General features: G+C 68.2%; 17 protein-coding genes. 10 read left to right on the forward strand and 7 right to left on the reverse strand.

Annotated elements, in window-relative coordinates; genetic code table 11:
* The first annotated feature begins 1 nt into the window (after position 1).
* Entirely contained in the window at positions 2-895 is an 894-nt protein-coding gene (locus VPH47_RS09390) for a LysR family transcriptional regulator (RefSeq protein WP_368850601.1), read from the forward strand.
* Positions 896-960: 65 nt separating this feature from the next.
* On the opposite strand, the gene VPH47_RS09395 is transcribed toward VPH47_RS09390, so the two are convergent.
* From VPH47_RS09395 to VPH47_RS09415, 5 genes are all read right to left on the reverse strand, one after another.
* Positions 961-2,328 carry a heavy metal sensor histidine kinase gene (locus VPH47_RS09395; protein WP_368850602.1) on the reverse strand — a complete coding sequence of 456 codons (1,368 nt, stop codon included), beginning with the start codon at positions 2,326-2,328 and terminating at the stop codon, positions 961-963.
* A complete protein-coding gene (locus VPH47_RS09400; RefSeq protein WP_110712486.1) occupies positions 2,325-3,023 on the reverse strand; it encodes a heavy metal response regulator transcription factor in 699 nt (232 codons plus the stop codon). Before VPH47_RS09400 ends, VPH47_RS09395 begins: the two co-directional genes overlap by 4 nt.
* Before the next feature lie 45 nt (positions 3,024-3,068).
* Entirely contained in the window at positions 3,069-3,953 is an 885-nt protein-coding gene (gene copD, locus VPH47_RS09405; protein ID WP_368850603.1) for a copper homeostasis membrane protein CopD, read from the reverse strand.
* A 10-nt stretch (positions 3,954-3,963) separates the two neighbouring features.
* Positions 3,964-4,341: a copper homeostasis periplasmic binding protein CopC gene (gene copC / locus VPH47_RS09410; RefSeq protein WP_153855462.1), complete on the reverse strand. Its 378-nt coding sequence runs from the start codon at positions 4,339-4,341 to the stop codon at positions 3,964-3,966.
* Between the two features lie 110 nt (positions 4,342-4,451).
* The gene (locus tag VPH47_RS09415) at positions 4,452-5,306 is read right to left on the reverse strand and encodes a helix-turn-helix domain-containing protein (protein WP_368850604.1); all 855 of its coding nucleotides are present in this window, start codon (positions 5,304-5,306) and stop codon (positions 4,452-4,454) included.
* 186 nt (positions 5,307-5,492) lie between these two features.
* Here VPH47_RS09415 and VPH47_RS09420 point away from each other — a divergent pair, with 186 nt between their 5' ends.
* Entirely contained in the window at positions 5,493-7,625 is a 2,133-nt protein-coding gene (locus tag VPH47_RS09420; protein ID WP_368850605.1) for a TonB-dependent receptor, read from the forward strand.
* 113 nt (positions 7,626-7,738) lie between these two features.
* Here the strand turns inward: VPH47_RS09420 and VPH47_RS09425 are convergent, their stop codons facing one another.
* A complete protein-coding gene (locus VPH47_RS09425; protein WP_368850606.1) occupies positions 7,739-8,215 on the reverse strand; it encodes a MerC domain-containing protein in 477 nt (158 codons plus the stop codon).
* Between the two features lie 32 nt (positions 8,216-8,247).
* Between VPH47_RS09425 and VPH47_RS09430 the strand changes: the two genes are divergently transcribed.
* From VPH47_RS09430 to VPH47_RS09465, 8 genes are all read left to right on the forward strand, one after another.
* On the forward strand, positions 8,248-8,781 hold the full coding sequence (locus VPH47_RS09430) for a DUF2796 domain-containing protein (protein ID WP_368850607.1): 534 nt from the start codon (positions 8,248-8,250) through the stop codon (positions 8,779-8,781).
* Positions 8,778-9,473, forward strand: a complete 696-nt coding sequence (locus VPH47_RS09435; protein ID WP_368850608.1) for an ATP-binding cassette domain-containing protein — start codon at positions 8,778-8,780, stop codon at positions 9,471-9,473. The genes VPH47_RS09430 and VPH47_RS09435 overlap by 4 nt, the downstream gene beginning before the upstream one ends.
* Positions 9,466-10,719: an ABC transporter permease gene (locus VPH47_RS09440; protein ID WP_368850609.1), complete on the forward strand. Its 1,254-nt coding sequence runs from the start codon at positions 9,466-9,468 to the stop codon at positions 10,717-10,719. Before VPH47_RS09435 ends, VPH47_RS09440 begins: the two co-directional genes overlap by 8 nt.
* Before the next feature lie 2 nt (positions 10,720-10,721).
* Entirely contained in the window at positions 10,722-11,273 is a 552-nt protein-coding gene (locus VPH47_RS09445; protein ID WP_368850610.1) for a DUF3299 domain-containing protein, read from the forward strand.
* Positions 11,263-11,883, forward strand: coding sequence for a DUF3299 domain-containing protein (locus tag VPH47_RS09450; RefSeq protein WP_368850611.1), 621 nt, complete (start codon positions 11,263-11,265; stop codon positions 11,881-11,883). Before VPH47_RS09445 ends, VPH47_RS09450 begins: the two co-directional genes overlap by 11 nt.
* Positions 11,883-12,629, forward strand: a complete 747-nt coding sequence (locus tag VPH47_RS09455; protein WP_368850612.1) for a hypothetical protein — start codon at positions 11,883-11,885, stop codon at positions 12,627-12,629. The genes VPH47_RS09450 and VPH47_RS09455 overlap by 1 nt, the downstream gene beginning before the upstream one ends.
* A gap of 181 nt (positions 12,630-12,810) precedes the next feature.
* Positions 12,811-14,343 carry an MFS transporter gene (locus VPH47_RS09460; RefSeq protein WP_110712474.1) on the forward strand — a complete coding sequence of 511 codons (1,533 nt, stop codon included), beginning with the start codon at positions 12,811-12,813 and terminating at the stop codon, positions 14,341-14,343.
* A 4-nt stretch (positions 14,344-14,347) separates the two neighbouring features.
* Positions 14,348-14,908 (forward strand): TetR/AcrR family transcriptional regulator, encoded by a 561-nt coding sequence (locus tag VPH47_RS09465; RefSeq protein WP_153855452.1) that lies wholly within the window; start codon positions 14,348-14,350, stop codon positions 14,906-14,908.
* A 93-nt stretch (positions 14,909-15,001) separates the two neighbouring features.
* On the opposite strand, the gene VPH47_RS09470 is transcribed toward VPH47_RS09465, so the two are convergent.
* On the reverse strand, positions 15,002-15,883 hold the full coding sequence (locus VPH47_RS09470) for an AraC family transcriptional regulator (protein ID WP_368850613.1): 882 nt from the start codon (positions 15,881-15,883) through the stop codon (positions 15,002-15,004).
* Positions 15,884-15,944: the final 61 nt, after the last annotated feature.

A 15,944-nucleotide genomic window follows, 5' to 3' on the forward strand; every position in this document is an offset into this window, starting at 1 on the left:
AATGGATCGCTTCACGGCCATGCGCGCTTTCGTCCGTATCGTCGAGCGCCGCAGCTTCACCCGGGCCTCCGAGGACCTCGGCCTGCCGCGGGCCACAGTGACCGACGCGATCAAGGCGCTGGAGAATCGGCTGGGCGTGCGCCTGCTGCACCGGACCACGCGGCTGGTGGTGCCCACCCTGGAGGGCGAGGCCTTCTATGGCCGTTGCCTGCGCCTGATCGCCGACATGGACGATGCCGAAGCCGCGTTCCGTGACGTGCCGCCGCGCGGCCCGCTGCGCATTGAAGTGCACGGCACGCTGGGCCGGCACCTGCTGTTTCCGCGCCTGCCGGAGTTCCTGCAGCGCTACCCGGAGATCGAACTGGAGGTCAGCGAAGGGGACCGCTACGTCGATCTGTTGCGCGAGGGCGTGGATGCGGCGCTGCGTGTCGGTACCCTGGCCGACAGCGATCTGGCGGCGCGGCGGTTGACGCTGCTGCGCGAGGTCACCGTGGCTTCGCCAGGCTACGCGCAGGTGCACGGCGTGCCCGAGACCATCGAATCGCTGGAGCAAGGCCACCAGATGGTCGGCTACCGCTCCAGTGCCACCGGCCAGCTGATTCCACTGGAATTCCAGCAGGGCGCGCAGGTGCGTTACGTTCCACTGCCGGCCCGGGTGCGTGTTTCCGGTGCGGATGCCTTCCTCGGTGCCGCGCTGGCAGGGCTGGGCATCATCCAGGCGCCGCGCTACCGGATGGATCCGTACATTGCGCGCGGGCAACTGGTCGAGCTGCTGCCGGACACACCGCCGACACCGAGCCCGTTGAGCCTGGTCTACCCGCGCAACCGCACGCCATCGCCGCGGCTGCGGGTGTTCATCGACTGGGTAGCCGGGGTGTTCGACCAGATGAGGTAGTGCCGGCCGCTGGCCGGCAACTGCAACACGCTTGATGTGCCAAGGTTGCCGGCCAGCGGCCGGCACTACCGGGCCGCTGCGCTGGGCAGCACCAGCTCGAACACGGTGCCGGTGTCGTCGGAGGCCACGCTCACCGTTCCGCCATGTGCCTGTGCAATCGCACGGGTGATCGCCAGGCCCAGGCCGGCGCCCTCGTGGCGGCCACGCTCGCCGCGATAGAAGCGGTCGAACAGGCGCGGCAGCGCTTCGTTGGCAATCGGTGCCCCCGCGTTGTGCACGCTTACCCGGCAGCGGCCGCCGTCCTCGTGCAGCCGTACCTGCACTTCGCTGCCTGCCGCCGCATGCTTCAACGCATTCGACAGCAGATTGGCGATCGCACGGTGCAGCATCAAGCGGTTGCCTTCCACGCTCGCCACGCCGTCGCGGCGCAGGCTCAGCTGGCGGTCCTCGGCCAGCAGTTCGTAGAACTCCAGCAGCGAATCCACCACCGCATCCAGTGCCACCGGCTCGCGCGAAGGCAGTGCCCCCGGCGCTTCGGCCTGCGCCAGATACAGCAGGTCGCCCACGGTCTGCGCCAGCTGCTGCAGCTCCTCGGCACAGGACGCCAGCGTCTCGCGATAGGCCTCGTTGCTGCGCGGGTGGGCCAGCACCACCTGCACCTGGGTCAGCATGTTGGTGATCGGCGTGCGCAGCTCATGGGCCAGATCACCAGAGAACTCGGTCAACCGCGCGAAATCCTGCTGAAGCCGTGCCAGCATGCCGTTCAGGGTTTGCGCCAGCTGTTCCAGCTCGGCCGGGGCGCTGCGTGCGCTCAGGCGCCGCTGCAGTCGGCCGGCGGTGATCTGCCGGGCTTCATCGGCCAACGTGCGCAGCGGTCGCAGCGTGCGTCGCACGACGTAGCCCCCCAGCAGGCTGCTGGCCACGGCGGCACCGATGATCGCGATCGCCAGCAGGTGGCGGAAGCGCTGCAGGAAGTCGGCGTGGCGGGCATCGTCGATGGCCAGCAGGATGACCAGCTGGCTGCCGTCGGCAAGGGTCTGGCGCAGGTGCAGGGCATGCATGCAGCGGCCATCGGCAAGGATCCAGTCGTGCCGACGCGGGGTGGTGTCGATGGGCTGGCTGCGAGCGTGTTCGCGCAGCAGTGCCGGTGCGGTGGAAAACAGCACGGTGCCGCGCCCGTCGACAATATGGAAGGCGATGTCCGGATGGTGGCCCAGCGCCTCTGCCAGGCGCCGCCCGCGAGCCGGCGCGGGCCCATTGCCGGCCAGGTCACGGATCAGCGCAACCTTGTTTTCCAGTTCGGTGAAATCCTGGGCGACCAGGTCGTGGCGGGCACTGACATAGATCGCCACGCCCAGTGCCGCCAGCACCAGCGTGGCCACGGTGGCGAACAGCAGCGTCAGCCGCACCGCGATGGAACAGCGCAGGCTCATCCGCCGGGCGTGGCGCCGCCGTCCGGCGCCTCCATCACATAGCCCATGCCGCGTACCGTGACGATCAGCTTGGCATCGAAGTCGTCGTCGATCTTCGCGCGCAGGCGGCGGATCGCCACGTCGATCACGTTGGTGTCGCTGTCGAAGTTCATGTCCCATACCTGCGAGGCGATCAGCGACCGCGGCAACACTTCGCCACGGCGGCGCGCCAGCAGCTCCAGCAGGGTGTACTCCTTCTGGCTGAGGGAGATGCGCTGGCCGCCGCGTTCCACCCGGCGGCGCAGGGTATCCACCACCAGGTCGGCAATGACGATGCGTTCGGCCTGCGGCACGGCCTGGCCGCGACGCAGCAGGGTGCGCACGCGCGCCAGCAGTTCGGCAAAGGCGAACGGCTTGGCCAGGTAGTCGTCGGCGCCCAGTTCCAGGCCCTGCACGCGGTCGGCGATGCTGCTGCGAGCGGTCAGGAACAGCACCGGTGTCTGCCACCCTCCGGCGCGCAGTCGTGACAGCACGTTCCAGCCATCCAGGCCAGGCAGCATCACATCGAGGATGACCAGCTGGTACTCGCCACTACCGGCCAGATGCAGCCCGTCGACACCGTTGCAGGCGAGGTCGACCACGTAGCCGGCCTCGATCAGGCCCTGGCGCAGGTAGTTGCCGGTCTTGGGTTCGTCTTCGACGATCAGCAGTTTCATGGTGTGCCCATCATCGCAGCTTGGGCCCGCACCGGAACGGATCGGTCATGCCAGCGGGTCCAGCGTGCCAAGCACCGCGACGCAGGCCAGCACCAGCAGCGCCAGCACCGATTCGCAGGCCAGGCTGTGGCGGAGTGAGCGCAGCGGCCTGGGCTGCCAGCCGCCACGGATGGAGACTGCCAGCGCCGGCACCAGCCGCCAGCGATGCAGCGCGGCCAGGCCCAGCATGCCACCCACCAGCGCCAGCTTGAGCAGCAGCCAGCGTCCATGCGCGGCGCCGGTCAGGGTCTGTATGGAACCGCCGAGATCGACATAGGTATAGGTGCCGGTCATCGCCAGCAGGGCGACGATGATCGTGCCGGGCACGGCGAAGCCGTGCGCGGCCTTCCAAAGCTCGTGGGTGCGTTCGCGCAGGCGCAGGCCCTGGCGGCGCAGTGCCAGCTGCACGATGGCGGCGATCGCACCGATCCAGGCGCCGGCCGCCAGCAGGTGCACGATGCCGGCAGCAAGACGCAGCCTGCCAGCGACCCCATCGCCAGCAGCGGCGTGGCCGTTCCAGGCGAGGCTGGCCAGGGTCACCGCCGAGAGTGCCAGCAGTGCAGGACGGCGCAGGCCCTGCACCGGGCGATTGACTGCCAGCAGCGGCAGCATTGCCAGCAGGGCCAGGATGCGCAGCAGTCCCGCCTTGCCCACCGGCGTACCGGTAAGAAACCAGCGCGCTGTCTCGCCATCGATGTCGACCGGTGATATGCCAAGCACGCCGGACAATCGGGTGACCGCATCGATGCCGACCAGCACCAGTGCCACCACAGTGAGGGCCAGCGAGACGCTGCGCGGCAGTCCGGGGCGGATGAACAGCATCCGCCCGAACAGCAGCATCAGGGCCAGATACAGCGCCAGCCGCAGCGCGTATGGCGAAAGCTCGGCCACAGCGATGGCCTTACTTCACGGTGAAGCGGTAGGTGCCGGTGATCGGATGGCTGTCCTGGCCGACCGCGCGCCACTGCAGCGCGTAACTGCCGGCGGGCAGCGGCTTGGCAAAGCGCGCGCGCAGGGTGTGGCCGTCCTCGGAGATCTCCTGCGCGGCGGTCGGCATCGCCATCTTCATGCGGCCGTGGTCCATGCTCAGTTCGATGCGGGTGGCACGCGGCATCACCTTCTCACTGAACTGCAGCTCGATCTGGCTGGCCGGGGCCACGGTGGCATCGGCCGCTGGCGTCGAACGCACCAGGCTGGGATGGGCCAGCGCCAGCGGTGCGGCCGAAAGGCCGGACAGCAGCAGGGCGAGCGGGGCGACGCGGAACAGGGAGCGGGTCATATGCGGATCACCGATGAGGAAGTGGCCTGCAGGGTGGCGTCCACCGCCTTTCGAGGCCCTGACCTAGACATTACCGGTTTGTAATGTTGGCAGCCGGCCTGCGGGCGGCACTACCGCGCCCGTGACTGCGCGATCCATGCCGACGGCGAACAACCGACCACACGCCGGAACGCCGCGCTGAACTTGCTGGGATTGGCATACCCGCTGGCCAGCGCAACGTCGGTGACACGCCGGCCCTGCGCAAGCTCGGCGCGCGCCCGCTGCATGCGGTGCTGGGTCAGGAACGCATAGGGCGGCAGGCCAGTGGCCGCACGCAGCGCGCGGCTGAACGTCGCGGCCTCCATCTGCACTGCAGCGGCCAGCTGTGGAACGGTCAGCGCCTGGCCGTGTTGCGCGTCGATGTAGGCCTCCAGTTGCCGCAACCGTCGTGCCGACAGTGGGGACACCGTGCCACGCGCCTGGCACGGCTGACCGGCAAGCTGACCCAGGCGGTGCAGCAGCACCTGCGCGCCATGTTTGAGGAAGCCGGGCAGGCAGGCGTCGGCCTGTGCGCTGGACCACAGCGCCTGCAGCACCGAAGTCACCACCGGATCGCGGTGCAGCCGCGCCGCCAGGGGTTGCAGGTGCTGCAGCGTCGGCGCGTCGTGGGGCAACATGCGGGTATCGATGGCGATGCCGAGCAGATCGACTGCAGGGCTGGCATAGGTGCCAGACTCTCCCGGCAATACCAGGTTGAACTGGCCGGGCCGCCACGGCGCCTGCAGAAGACCGCTGAGGGTGCGCTGCTGCAGCCGACCGCCGCCGCCCACGGCCATGCCCAGGCGCAGTTGCTGCGGATGTCCCATCTCACCTTCGCTGGCATCGAAGCGATGGCGCAGCAGCACCACCGCACCGTCATCGCTGGCGTAGGCCGCAGGGGCCTGCGGGCCGGTTTCCTGCAGCAGCTGGTCGGCGAGGGCGGGCATCACGGATCCGGGAATGGAGCGGCACTGCCGGAAATGGAGTGGCGGCGCCGCGTGAGTGTTACAGGATAACACTCTTGCCCGCGCTGCCGCCGCTCGCGCGTCCGCCACTCCATTCGCCGAGGTTCCCCGTTGAAGTCGTCCACGCCCGCCGCCGCGCTCGTCGCGGCATCGCTGCTCATTCCTGCAATGCCCGTGCTCGCCCAGCAGGCCGACCCTGCCACGCTTGATGGTGTCCGGGTCACCGGTTCCAAGCGCGATACCCCGTACCTGAAGAGCGATCTGTCGGTGACGGTGCTTGATCGGCAAGCCTTGAAGGAGGCAGGTGTCACCGAATTCCGTGATCTCGACAAGCTCGCGCCGAACGTGAAGTTCAATGCGATGGGCCAGCTCAGCAACATGTTCATCTCGATCCGCGGCATCGAGTCCAATCCGTTCCTGGTCAACCGCGCCTCGGTCTACATCGACGGCATCCCGTTCCGCGAACTGAGCAATGCCGTGCTCAACCAGGTGGAGTCGGTGGAGGTGCTGCGCGGCCCGCAGGGCACGCTGTACGGCGCCAACAGCGAATCCGGCCTGGTACTGGTGCGCACACGCGGCCCGGCTGATGCACGCGAGGGCGAGATCAACGTGCGCAGCACCTGGTTCGGCAACGGCAATGGCACCGCTCTCGATGGCTTCCTGGCAGGGCCGCTGAGCAAGACGGGCAGCCTGTCCGGCTCGGTGGCGTTCATGGGCTCGGACGAAGATGCCTACCTGAAGAACCTCACGCCCTCCGGTGCGCGCGGCAGGGTGGGTGAAGGCTACCTGCAGGGCAAGCTGCGCTGGCGGCCCAGCGACTACGTTTCGGTGAATGCGCTGGCCTACCATCTGCGCACCCGTGCACCGGGCATGTTCGAGTACGAGTACCTGCCGCTGGATACCGGCCTCTACAACCGTACCTACGGCGCCTCGCTCAATGGTGGCCGGCGTGCAGGCGATTTCACCTACATCAACGACGCGCCCAAACGCACCGAAAAGGATGAAACGGCGGCCGGCCTCAGTGCGCAGTGGCAGCTGCAGGCCGGCACGCTGGACGTGGCCGCTTCCTGGCGGGACGAGGAGGTGACCTCGGCCGGCTACGACTTCGACATGACCAACAGCCCGGCATTGGCCGGCCACATCTACGACAGGAAGAAGGAATGGACGGCCGAGGCGCGCTTCAGCTCGCCCAGCGACCAGGCGCTGACCTGGATGGCCGGTGTGTCGACCTACCGCAACAGCAAGGATTCGATCCTCGGCACCTTCGTCGGCCCGGCGCTGCATGGGCTGGACAGCTACAACCTGGCGCCACGGCAGACCTCCAAGGGCGTGGACTACAGCGTGTTCGCCACCGCCAGCTACACCTTCCCGGGGCTGCCCAAGCTGACCGCCAGCGCCGGCCTGCGCCATGAGCAGGCGCGGCGTTCCACCGAACAGCGCGCCGGTGCGCTGGACCTGGGCGCCGGTGGCCGCGTGCTGTATCGCGATGCCGCACTGGCGCACACCTTCTCGGCCACGTTGCCGCGGGTGTCGCTGCGCTACGACGCCACTGACGATCTGTCGTTCTATGCGGCATCGGCGAAGGGCTATATTCCGGGTGGCTTCAATCTGGCCGCGGCGCAGAGCGATGTGGTCAACGACAAGGTACTGCGCTACGAATCCGAGCGCATGTGGAGCCATGAGCTGGGCTTCAAGATGAACCTGGCCGGCGGCCGTGGCCACATCGGCGGCGCGCTGTTCCACATCACCTCGGACAACTGGCAGGAAATCCAGGTGGCCACCGATGCCAACGGCCGCCCGATCTCGTCGGACTACGTGGGTTCGGATGCCTCGATCCGTTCGCGCGGTGCCGAGCTGGAGGGCGTGTTCGAAGTGCTGCCCGGTTTCACCCTGATGGCGAATGTGGGCTACGTCGATGCGAAGTACACCAGGTTGTGGGTCAGCGTGGACCAGAACCTGGATGGCAAGCGGGTCAAGCTGACGCCGCACTACACTGGCTATCTGGCCGCGCGCTATCAGTTCGACTCGGGCGTCTATGCGCGACTGGAATCGCAGTTCACCGGCTCCAGCGCGCTGGATGAACGCAACCGTGCGTTCCAGCCGGCCGTGGTCGTGCTGGGGGCACAGCTGGGTTATGAGACCGGGCCGTGGAGCGCGCGGGTGTTCGTGCAGAACCTGACCAACAAGCGCCGCATCAACGGCCTGATCTTCGACAACCTGGCCTTCGGCCGCGACGGCAACTACTACGGCCCGGTGGACAGCCCACGCATCTTCGGCGCGGAAGTGGGGTACCGCTTCTGAGGAGGCGGGGTGCGCGCCGGCCAGCGGCCGGCGCTACCGGTGGTGGTGCGGCGCAGACGGCCTGCGCTTCCAACGAACGGTAGTGCCGGCCGCTGGCCGGCATCTTCGGAACGCTACCTGTGGCCGTGCAATGCCCGCCGGTTGCCGATGTGCGCGCATGCCAGCAGCACGCCACCACAGGCCGTGGCGACGCCGTGCCAGAGCAGCGATTCCTTCAGCGGCAGGTAGAGCGAAGCCGACAACAGCAGGATGGCGCCCGTTGCGGCCAGTCGCACCGGCAGCCCGCGCCCATGCCGGTACAGCCCGGCCGTGGTACTGGCCAGCGCCAGCGTCGAGGCCATCAAGGCGAACAACCATTCCCAGCGCGACATCATCAACAGCAGCGTCATCACGCCGTGGCCGGGGTGCTGGAACGAGCGCAGCGCCATCATTGCGGCCGGCACGAAGGCCAGCAGCAGGGGCAGGGCGATGCAATGGGCGGCGCAGGCCAGTGACAGCCAGGCACCGGCCAGATCGAAACGGGGATGCCAGCGTGCCGAAGTTGGCGGCTGGGCCAGAGCCCTTGCGGGGGTCGGGGGGATGTGGTCCATTATGTTACATAGTAACAATTGGAGTCTCCCCCATGAAGCTTCCTGCTGCTCTTTTCCTGCTGCTGGGCGCCAGCGCCGCGCAGGCCCATGACGTGCGCCAACTGGGCGCACATGTGCACGGCCAGGCCACTGTCGATCTCGCGCTTGACCAGCAGACGCTGGAATTCGCCCTGCAGGCGCCCGGCATCGGCATCGTGGATTTCGAGCGCCCACCGGCCAATGCAACCGAGCAGGCATCGCTGGCAGGTGCCACCGCCGTGCTGAAGAGCGGCAGCTGGGTCACCCTGCCCACGGCGGCCCATTGTCGTCTGGTCAGCGGTGATGCCAGGGCCGAAGGCTTCGATGCGACCGTTGCCGTGCCCACGGCCGGGCAGCATCGTCATGCCGGCTTCAGTGCCAACCTGCAGTACCACTGTGCGAATCCGGCAGCGCTTCGTGCCCTGGTGATGCGTCTTCCCAAGCTGTTCCCGGGCCTGCACGAGGTCATCGTCAACACCGCGACGGACGGTGGCCAGGGGCGCACCGTGCTGACCACGGACAACCTGCGCGTGGTGCTGTCACCGTGAGCAGCGCGGCGGTGATCAGGCTGGACGAGGTGCAGTTCGGCTATGGAACGCGGCCCGTGCTGGACATTCCCCGGTTGCTCATCGCGCAGGGCAGCAGCGTGCTGCTGCGCGGCGCCAGTGGTGGCGGCAAGAGCACCCTGCTGGGCCTGCTGGCCGGCGTGCTGCTGCCCAGCCAGGGCCGCGTCGAGGTGGCCGGCCAGGCATTGCAGGGCATGGGAGGTGCGGCGCGGGATCGCTTCCGTGCCGATCATCTGGGCGTGATCTTCCAGCAGTTCAACCTGCTGCCCTTCCTCAGCGTGCGCGACAACATCGCGATGGGCCTGCGCTTCTCGCGCCTGCGCAGTGGACGCATCAGCGGTCCGCTGGATGCCGAGATCGAGCGCCTGCTGCGCGCGCTGCAGCTGGACCCGGCGCTGATGCCGCGACGTGCCGGTACGCTGAGTGTCGGCCAGCAGCAGCGCGTGGCGGCCGCACGTGCGCTGATCGGCCGGCCGGCGGTGCTGTTGGCCGACGAGCCGACCTCGGCACTGGATCGCGAGGCCGCGACCGCGTTCCTGCAGTTGATGTCCGTGCAATGCCAGGCCGCCGGCACCACGGTGCTGGTGGTCAGCCATGACGACAGCCTGCAGCCCTTGTTCGACCGCACCATCGCCCTGGCGGAAATCAACCACGCAGGTGCCGCCCATGCTTGAACTTGCCTGGGCGAGCCTGCGCAGCCGCGCGTTGAGCGTCAGCCTGACCGTGCTGGTGATCGCCCTCAGCGTCGTGCTGCTGCTCGGTGTCGAGCGTGTACGCACGCAGGCGCATGAAGGCTTCGCCAGTACGGTGTCGGGCACCGACCTGATCGTTGGCGCGCGATCAGGGCCGGTGAACCTGCTGCTGTATTCGGTGTTCCATATCGGCGACCCGACCAACAACGTGTCCTGGCAGTCCTACCAGGAGCTGTCCTCTCTGCCGCAGGTGAAGTGGACGGTGCCACTGTCGCTGGGCGATTCCTGGCGCGGCTACCGGGTGGTCGGCACCAGTGGTGGCTATTTCGAGCACTACCGCTACGGCGCAGGCCATGCGCTTGCGTTCGCGCAGGGGCGGCCATTCGATGATCTGTACGATGCAGTGATCGGTGCCGAGGTGGCGCGCGCGCAGAAGGTCGGTGTTGGCGACGAGATCGTGCTGGCGCACGGCACCGGCGCAGTCACCCTGGCCACGCACGCCGACAAACCGTTCCGCGTGGCCGGCATCCTGCAGCGCACCGGCACACCAGTGGATTCGTCGCTGCTGGTCTCGCTGCCGGCCATCGAGGCGATCCATGTCGACTGGCGTTCTGGTGTGCAGCTGCGCAGCCAGAGCGTCAGCGCCGAGCAGGCGCGCCACCTCGACCTGACCCCGACCAGCATCACCGCCTTCATGCTCGGCCTGAATTCGCGCATCGCGACGTTCTCGGTACAGCGCAGGATCAACGAGTACCCGGACGAGGCGATGCTGGCGATCCTGCCCGGCGTAACCCTGCAGCAGCTGTGGCAATCCCTGGGCACCGCCGAGCGGGCACTGCAACTGATCAGTGCGATGGTGGTGCTGCTGGGCATGGTCTCGCTGGTGGCGCTGCTGGTCTCTACGCTGCAGGAGCGCCGGCGCGAGATGGCGGTGCTGCGTGCCATCGGCGCACGCCCGGGCTACATCGCCTGCCTGCTGGTTGTGGAGGCGGTGGCGACCAGTGCGGTGGCCTGCGTGCTGGCACTCGTGGTGCTGGTGCTGGCGAGCCTGGCCGGGCGCGCGTATGTGCTGGCCAACTTCGGCCTGTCGATCACCCACATCTGGCCGGATGGCCGCGAACTGGCGTGGGCCGCGGGCGTGCTGGCAATCAGCGCGGTGGCCGGGCTGGTACCGGCGCTGCTGGCCTATCGGCGCACGCTGGCCGATGGCCTGTCGCCGGGAGGCTGAGCATGCGCTGGTTGCCGCTGTTGCCAGTCTTGCTGGTGCTGACCGCCTGCGAACGCCCGGTGGATACCGGCGTGCAGGCGCTGCCGCCGTCACCGGTGGTCGATCACGATGCCTCGGCAGCCGCCGAAGAACAGGAGCTGGACTGGCTGCAGATGATGCCCAGGGACGAGCTGGCCGCGCTGGAACGCGGCGAGGGCCCGGAAGTCGAGCACAACGGCAACCGGCGCATGCCGCAGTTCGGTACGTTCCGTACCGTGGACACCGTACTGCAGCGGCCGGTGCGCCTGCCCGGCTACGTGGTGCCGCTGGCCAACGCACAGGACGGGCGCCTGACCGAATTCCTGTTCGTGCCGTACTACGGCGCCTGCATCCATGTGCCGCCGCCGCCACCGAACCAGATCGTGCACGTGGTGCTGCCACGCCCGATCGAGATGCCGGACATGTACTCGCCGTTCTTCCTGGCCGGCACCCTGCGTGCCGAACGGCTGGATGACGATCTGGCCGGTTCGGCCTACACCATGCGTGACGCTCAGCTGAGGCCGTATGAACCGTAGTGTCATGATCGGACTGACCTGCTGCCTGGGCCTGTTGGGGTGCGCGCAGGCGGGTGGGGACGCCATGGCCCCCAGCGCAGCACCAGACGCTGCGCGGCCGGCCACGACCGAGGCTCCCATCGATCGCTGGGACGCGCTGCGGCCCGATGAAGTGACCTACCAGCGCCCACCGCCGCAGATCGGCCTGTCACGCAATGGCATGGACGGGGTGGGCGGGCTGATCGACGACACCGGCTCGGGCACGCCACCGGGGCAGGAGATCGACCACTCCAGCCCGGACCGCGCCAAACAGTTCGGCTCCTCGCAGGTGGTCGATGCTGCCGATGGCCGCGCCGTGGACCTGGATGGCTACGTGGTGCCGCTGGGTACCAACGATGCCGGCCTGGTCGATGAACTGCTGTTCGTGCCGTTCTACGGTGCGTGCATCCATGTGCCGCCGCCGCCACCGAACCAGATCATCCACGTGACCCTGGCCACGCCGATCGCACTGGGCGACCTGTGGGATCCGTACCGGTTGGCCGGCCGCCTGCAGGTGAAGCGCTTCGATGCGGACATTGCCAGCGCTTCCTACGACGCCGCAGCGGCGACACTGACGGCGATCCACTACTGATGCGCACGCGTTGGATCATGGTTGCCGGGGTGTTGGTCACCAGCGTGGTGTTGCTGGTGTGGTGGCACCTGCGCGCCGACGTCACCGAGCCACCGGCGATCGCCTTCCCGGCACCCGCGGCCGATGCCAGCCAGCGCATCGAACAACGTCTCGGCGAAGACCACGCTTTTCGCAACGATGTGCTGTTCCTGCTGGCGGCCACGTTGCGCGACCGCTGCGTGCCGGCACAGGCGGGGCTGCTGGCGCGCATGGCCAATCGTGCATCGCTGCCGGTGCTGGCCGCTGTCAGTGCGGTGACCCAGCAGGATCCAATGCTGGACCGGCCGATCTACCAGTACATCCAGCATCGCGCCGATGCCACGCGCTGCGGCCAGCCGCTGCAGATGCCGTTGGCCGGTGGGCGCAGCATGGAGGTGGACATCGAGCAGTACGCGCGCACCTTCCCGGACAGCTACTTCGACCCGCAGCGCAGCACTGAGCCGCGGGATTTCGGCGGCCTGTCGTTGCAGCAACGCGCAGGGAATGCCTGCAACAGCGTGGTGTATTCGGTACTGCCGCTGGGCGGCACCGATTGGCGGTGCAGCAGCCTGCGCGCCAATGCCCGTGCGCGGGTGCGCGGGCTGTGCGAGGACGAACTGCAGCGCCAGCATGGGGCAACGGGCGGGGAACTGGACATGGCGGTGGGGCAGGGCATGCAGGCAGCCGTGGTGTCCGCGATTGCCGCGTTGCCGGAAGACTGCCGCTAGCCGCGTCCCGCTGGGGCCGGGCCATGCGTCGCCCGACGCAGTAGAGCCAGGCCATGCCTGGCTGGCGGTTCAGTCGAGCAAGCGCGCCTCTACAAAAGCTGAACCGACTGATTTCTCGGATCATAACTATACAGGACATCCTGTATAGTTATGGCTGTACTCCACCCCACCAGGTTCTCCCATGGCTTTGTCCCAGCCCCTGGCCGGTGCTCCGGCCCTGTCGCGTGCCCGTCGCTGGGCGCTGTTGTTCACCGTCGCCGCCGGCCTGCTGCTGGTTACGCTCGACAACTCCGTGCTCTACACCGCACTGCCCACCCTGACCGAGGAACTCTCGGCCAGTGCCGGCCAGGCGCTGTGGATCATCAACGCCTATCCGCTGGTGATGGCTGGCCTGCTGCTGGGCGCGGGTACGCTCGGCGACCGCATCGGCCACCGCCGCATGTTCCTGATCGGACTGGTCGTGTTCGGCCTTGCATCGCTGGCAGCGGCATTCGCCGATAGCGCCGCACAGCTGATCGCTGCCCGCGCGTTCCTGGCGGTCGGCGCGGCGGCGATGATGCCGGCCACGCTGGCCCTGATCGGCCTGAGCTTCCACGAAGAGCGTGAGCGCAACATCGCCATCGCGATCTGGGGTTCGGTGGCGATCGTCGGTGCGGGGCTCGGTCCGATCATCGGCGGCTGGCTGCTGCAGCACTTCTGGTGGGGCTCGGTGTTCCTGATCAACGTGCCGGTGGTGGTGGTGGCCTTCGTCGCTACGCTGCTGCTGGCGCCGGAGGGCCAGCGCGACACGTCGCGCCCCTGGGACATGGTGTCCTCGCTGCTGGCACTGGCCGCACTGTCTGGCCTGGTGTTGGCAATCAAGTCGTTGATCGCTACGCCGCCGTCGTATGCGCTGGGCGCAGGCGCGCTGCTGCTGGCCGTCGTCACTGGCGCGGCGTTCGCACGCCGCCAGCAGCAGCTGCCGTACCCGCTGCTGGACTTCGCGATCTTCCGCAATCCGGCTTTCCTGGCCGGCACGCTGTCGGCGGTGTTCACCCTGTTCGCGATGGCCGGCCTGCAGCTGGTCACCACCCAGCGCTTCCAGCTGGTGGCGGGCTTCACTCCGCTGCAGGCGGGCCTGCTGGTGTCGGTGGCGGCGCTGGGCAGCCTGCCGAGTGCACTGCTGGGCGGCAGCATCCTGCACCGTGTCGGCCTGCGTCCGCTGATCTGTGGTGGTCTGGCGGCTGGCGCCGTGGGTGTCGGTGTAGTGGCGTTCGGTTTCCCGCACGGCCTTGGCTGGGTGGTGGCTGGCATGGCCATTACCGGCTTTGGCATGGGCTCGGCCATCTCGGTGGCGTCCACCGCCATCCTCAACAATGTGCCGGCACACCGCGCAGGCATGGCCTCGTCGGTCGAAGAGGTGTCCTACGAATTCGGTGGCCTGCTGGCGGTGGCGATTCTGGGCAGCTTGAGCGCGGCGATGTACGGCGCCTTCCTGCCGGTCTCGGCCGATATGCCCGAGCTTGCCCGCGAAGGCTTCACCCAGGCGCTGCACGTGGCACGCGAAAGCGGGCAGGGCGAGTGGTTCGCGCTGGCCACGGCCGCGTATGACCGCGGCTACCAGATCGTGCTGCTGGTGATCACGGTGATGCTGGCGCTCGGTGCGACGATCATCGCGCGCCTGCTGCGCGGCCGCGTCGGCAGCCGCGAGGGCGCGGCCGATCGCGTAAAATGACGCGATGAGAACCAGCAAGCGCGACCGCATCCTCGACGCCGCCGTCAACGTGATCAATCGTGATGGCGTGCGCGCGGTGACCTTCGAGTCGGTGGCGGCCGAGGCCAAGCTGACCCGCGGCGGCCTGCTGTATCACTTCCCGTCGCGCGAGGCGCTGCTGCGCGGCATCGACGAGCATCTGGTGCAGGCCTGGGAGACGTCGATGGAAACGCTGCTGGGCAAGCGTGCGGAGGAAGCATCGGCGCTGGAGCGCTACCAGACCTTCGTGCGCGTCTCGGCGCAGAGCGCCACCCGTGCCGAACTGATGTTCATGCTCGAATCCGCCGACCCGGACGCCGACGAGCGCCCGTGGGGACCGGCAGTGCGGCGCTGGGCGCCGTTGCCGCCGTCGGCCGGAGAACAGGATCCGGCCGCGCTAGACAATTTCGTAGCGCGGCTGGCCGCCGATGGCCTGTGGATCTACGAAGCGATGTACGAAGGGCAGCTGGATGAAAGCGTGCGCGCCCAGGTGGCCGAACGCATCGCGGGGCTGCTGGCGAAGCCCGACGGGTCACCGCCCTTGTAGAGTCGAGCCATGCTCGACTGCTCGTCGGTCAGACAACGAAATCCCGCGCTTCGCGCGATAGTCGACCCGCGGTCGACGCTACCCCTCACCCATTTACCCGACCTGTGCTGCGGTCGCCGCCAACCACGCCCTGGGCGACGCCCCCAACCGCTTGCGGAACGCCTTCGACAACGATGCGGTATCGGCAAACCCGACCTCGATCGCCACCTGCTTGACCGCCATGCCTGCCCGAAGCTGTGCGCAGGCCAGGCTCAGCCGCCAGTCGAGCAGATAGCTTGCCGGCGTCGCCTGCATCACCTCCTTGAACACCGCGGCGAAGGCACTGCGCGACATGCCGGCGGTCGACGCCATGCGTGGCAGTGTCCATTCGTCCTGCGGCGCCTGGTGCATCGCCACCAGCGTGCGTGCCAGCCGCGCGTCGGACAGCCCGCGCATCAGCCCATGGCTGACATTCGCCGCATCAGGATGGTCCACCACCCAGCGCAGGACCTGGATCAGCGCCACCTCGAACAGGCGATTGGTCAGCAGCCGCGACCCGCAGCGCTGGCGGTCGGCCTCGGTGAACAGCAGGTGCAGGGTGTCGTCCAGTTCGGTGATCGCGGCCAGCGGCACCACCATCACCGGCGGCAGCGACTGCACGATGGGATTGCGCGCTCCGCCATCGAAATCGAGCGTCGCGCAGGTGAAGTCCGGGCCATCCAGTGGGGCATTGAAGAACACGTGGTGCAGCGGCTGTGGGTACAGCAGCAGGCTGGGGGTGTCGATCTTCAACCGCGGCAGCGCGGTATCGCCATCGGGATGGCGCACCTCCATTTCACCCCGGCGCAGGATGTGCAGGAACGCACGACCGGGTTGCGGCTCGAACACCTGCCGTCCACACAGCGGGCCGCTGTGGAACAGCGCGGCCTGCACCCGGAAGCGTTCCAGCAGGGAGGAGAGGCGGTCGGGCGCGGAGGCGTCGAGGGGAATGCTCATGGACGTATGGACAAAATGTATGGCTGATTTGGCCTGATTCGTCCAGTGAGTCTACCTAGGA

Source organism: Stenotrophomonas sp. WED208 (assembly GCF_040984485.1).
Lineage (GTDB): Bacteria > Pseudomonadota > Gammaproteobacteria > Xanthomonadales > Xanthomonadaceae > Stenotrophomonas > Stenotrophomonas riyadhensis.

Excerpts from the sequence above, each read along its gene's own strand:
- VPH47_RS09440 (WP_368850609.1), top strand. The coding sequence starts at position 9,466 with ATGCTTGAACTTGCCTGGGCGAGCCTGCGCAGCCGCGCGTTGAGCGTC.
- VPH47_RS09445 (WP_368850610.1), top strand. The coding sequence starts at position 10,722 with ATGCGCTGGTTGCCGCTGTTGCCAGTCTTGCTGGTGCTGACCGCCTGC.
- VPH47_RS09430 (WP_368850607.1), top strand. The coding sequence starts at position 8,248 with ATGAAGCTTCCTGCTGCTCTTTTCCTGCTGCTGGGCGCCAGCGCCGCG.
- VPH47_RS09470 (WP_368850613.1), bottom strand. The coding sequence starts at position 15,883 with ATGAGCATTCCCCTCGACGCCTCCGCGCCCGACCGCCTCTCCTCCCTG.
- VPH47_RS09425 (WP_368850606.1), bottom strand. The coding sequence starts at position 8,215 with ATGGACCACATCCCCCCGACCCCCGCAAGGGCTCTGGCCCAGCCGCCA.
- VPH47_RS09390 (WP_368850601.1), top strand. The coding sequence starts at position 2 with ATGGATCGCTTCACGGCCATGCGCGCTTTCGTCCGTATCGTCGAGCGC.
- VPH47_RS09465 (WP_153855452.1), top strand. The coding sequence starts at position 14,348 with ATGAGAACCAGCAAGCGCGACCGCATCCTCGACGCCGCCGTCAACGTG.
- VPH47_RS09400 (WP_110712486.1), bottom strand. The coding sequence starts at position 3,023 with ATGAAACTGCTGATCGTCGAAGACGAACCCAAGACCGGCAACTACCTG.
- VPH47_RS09460 (WP_110712474.1), top strand. The coding sequence starts at position 12,811 with ATGGCTTTGTCCCAGCCCCTGGCCGGTGCTCCGGCCCTGTCGCGTGCC.
- VPH47_RS09395 (WP_368850602.1), bottom strand. The coding sequence starts at position 2,328 with ATGAGCCTGCGCTGTTCCATCGCGGTGCGGCTGACGCTGCTGTTCGCC.
- VPH47_RS09455 (WP_368850612.1), top strand. The coding sequence starts at position 11,883 with ATGCGCACGCGTTGGATCATGGTTGCCGGGGTGTTGGTCACCAGCGTG.
- VPH47_RS09415 (WP_368850604.1), bottom strand. The coding sequence starts at position 5,306 with ATGCCCGCCCTCGCCGACCAGCTGCTGCAGGAAACCGGCCCGCAGGCC.
- copC (WP_153855462.1), bottom strand. The coding sequence starts at position 4,341 with ATGACCCGCTCCCTGTTCCGCGTCGCCCCGCTCGCCCTGCTGCTGTCC.
- VPH47_RS09420 (WP_368850605.1), top strand. The coding sequence starts at position 5,493 with ATGCCCGTGCTCGCCCAGCAGGCCGACCCTGCCACGCTTGATGGTGTC.
- VPH47_RS09450 (WP_368850611.1), top strand. The coding sequence starts at position 11,263 with ATGAACCGTAGTGTCATGATCGGACTGACCTGCTGCCTGGGCCTGTTG.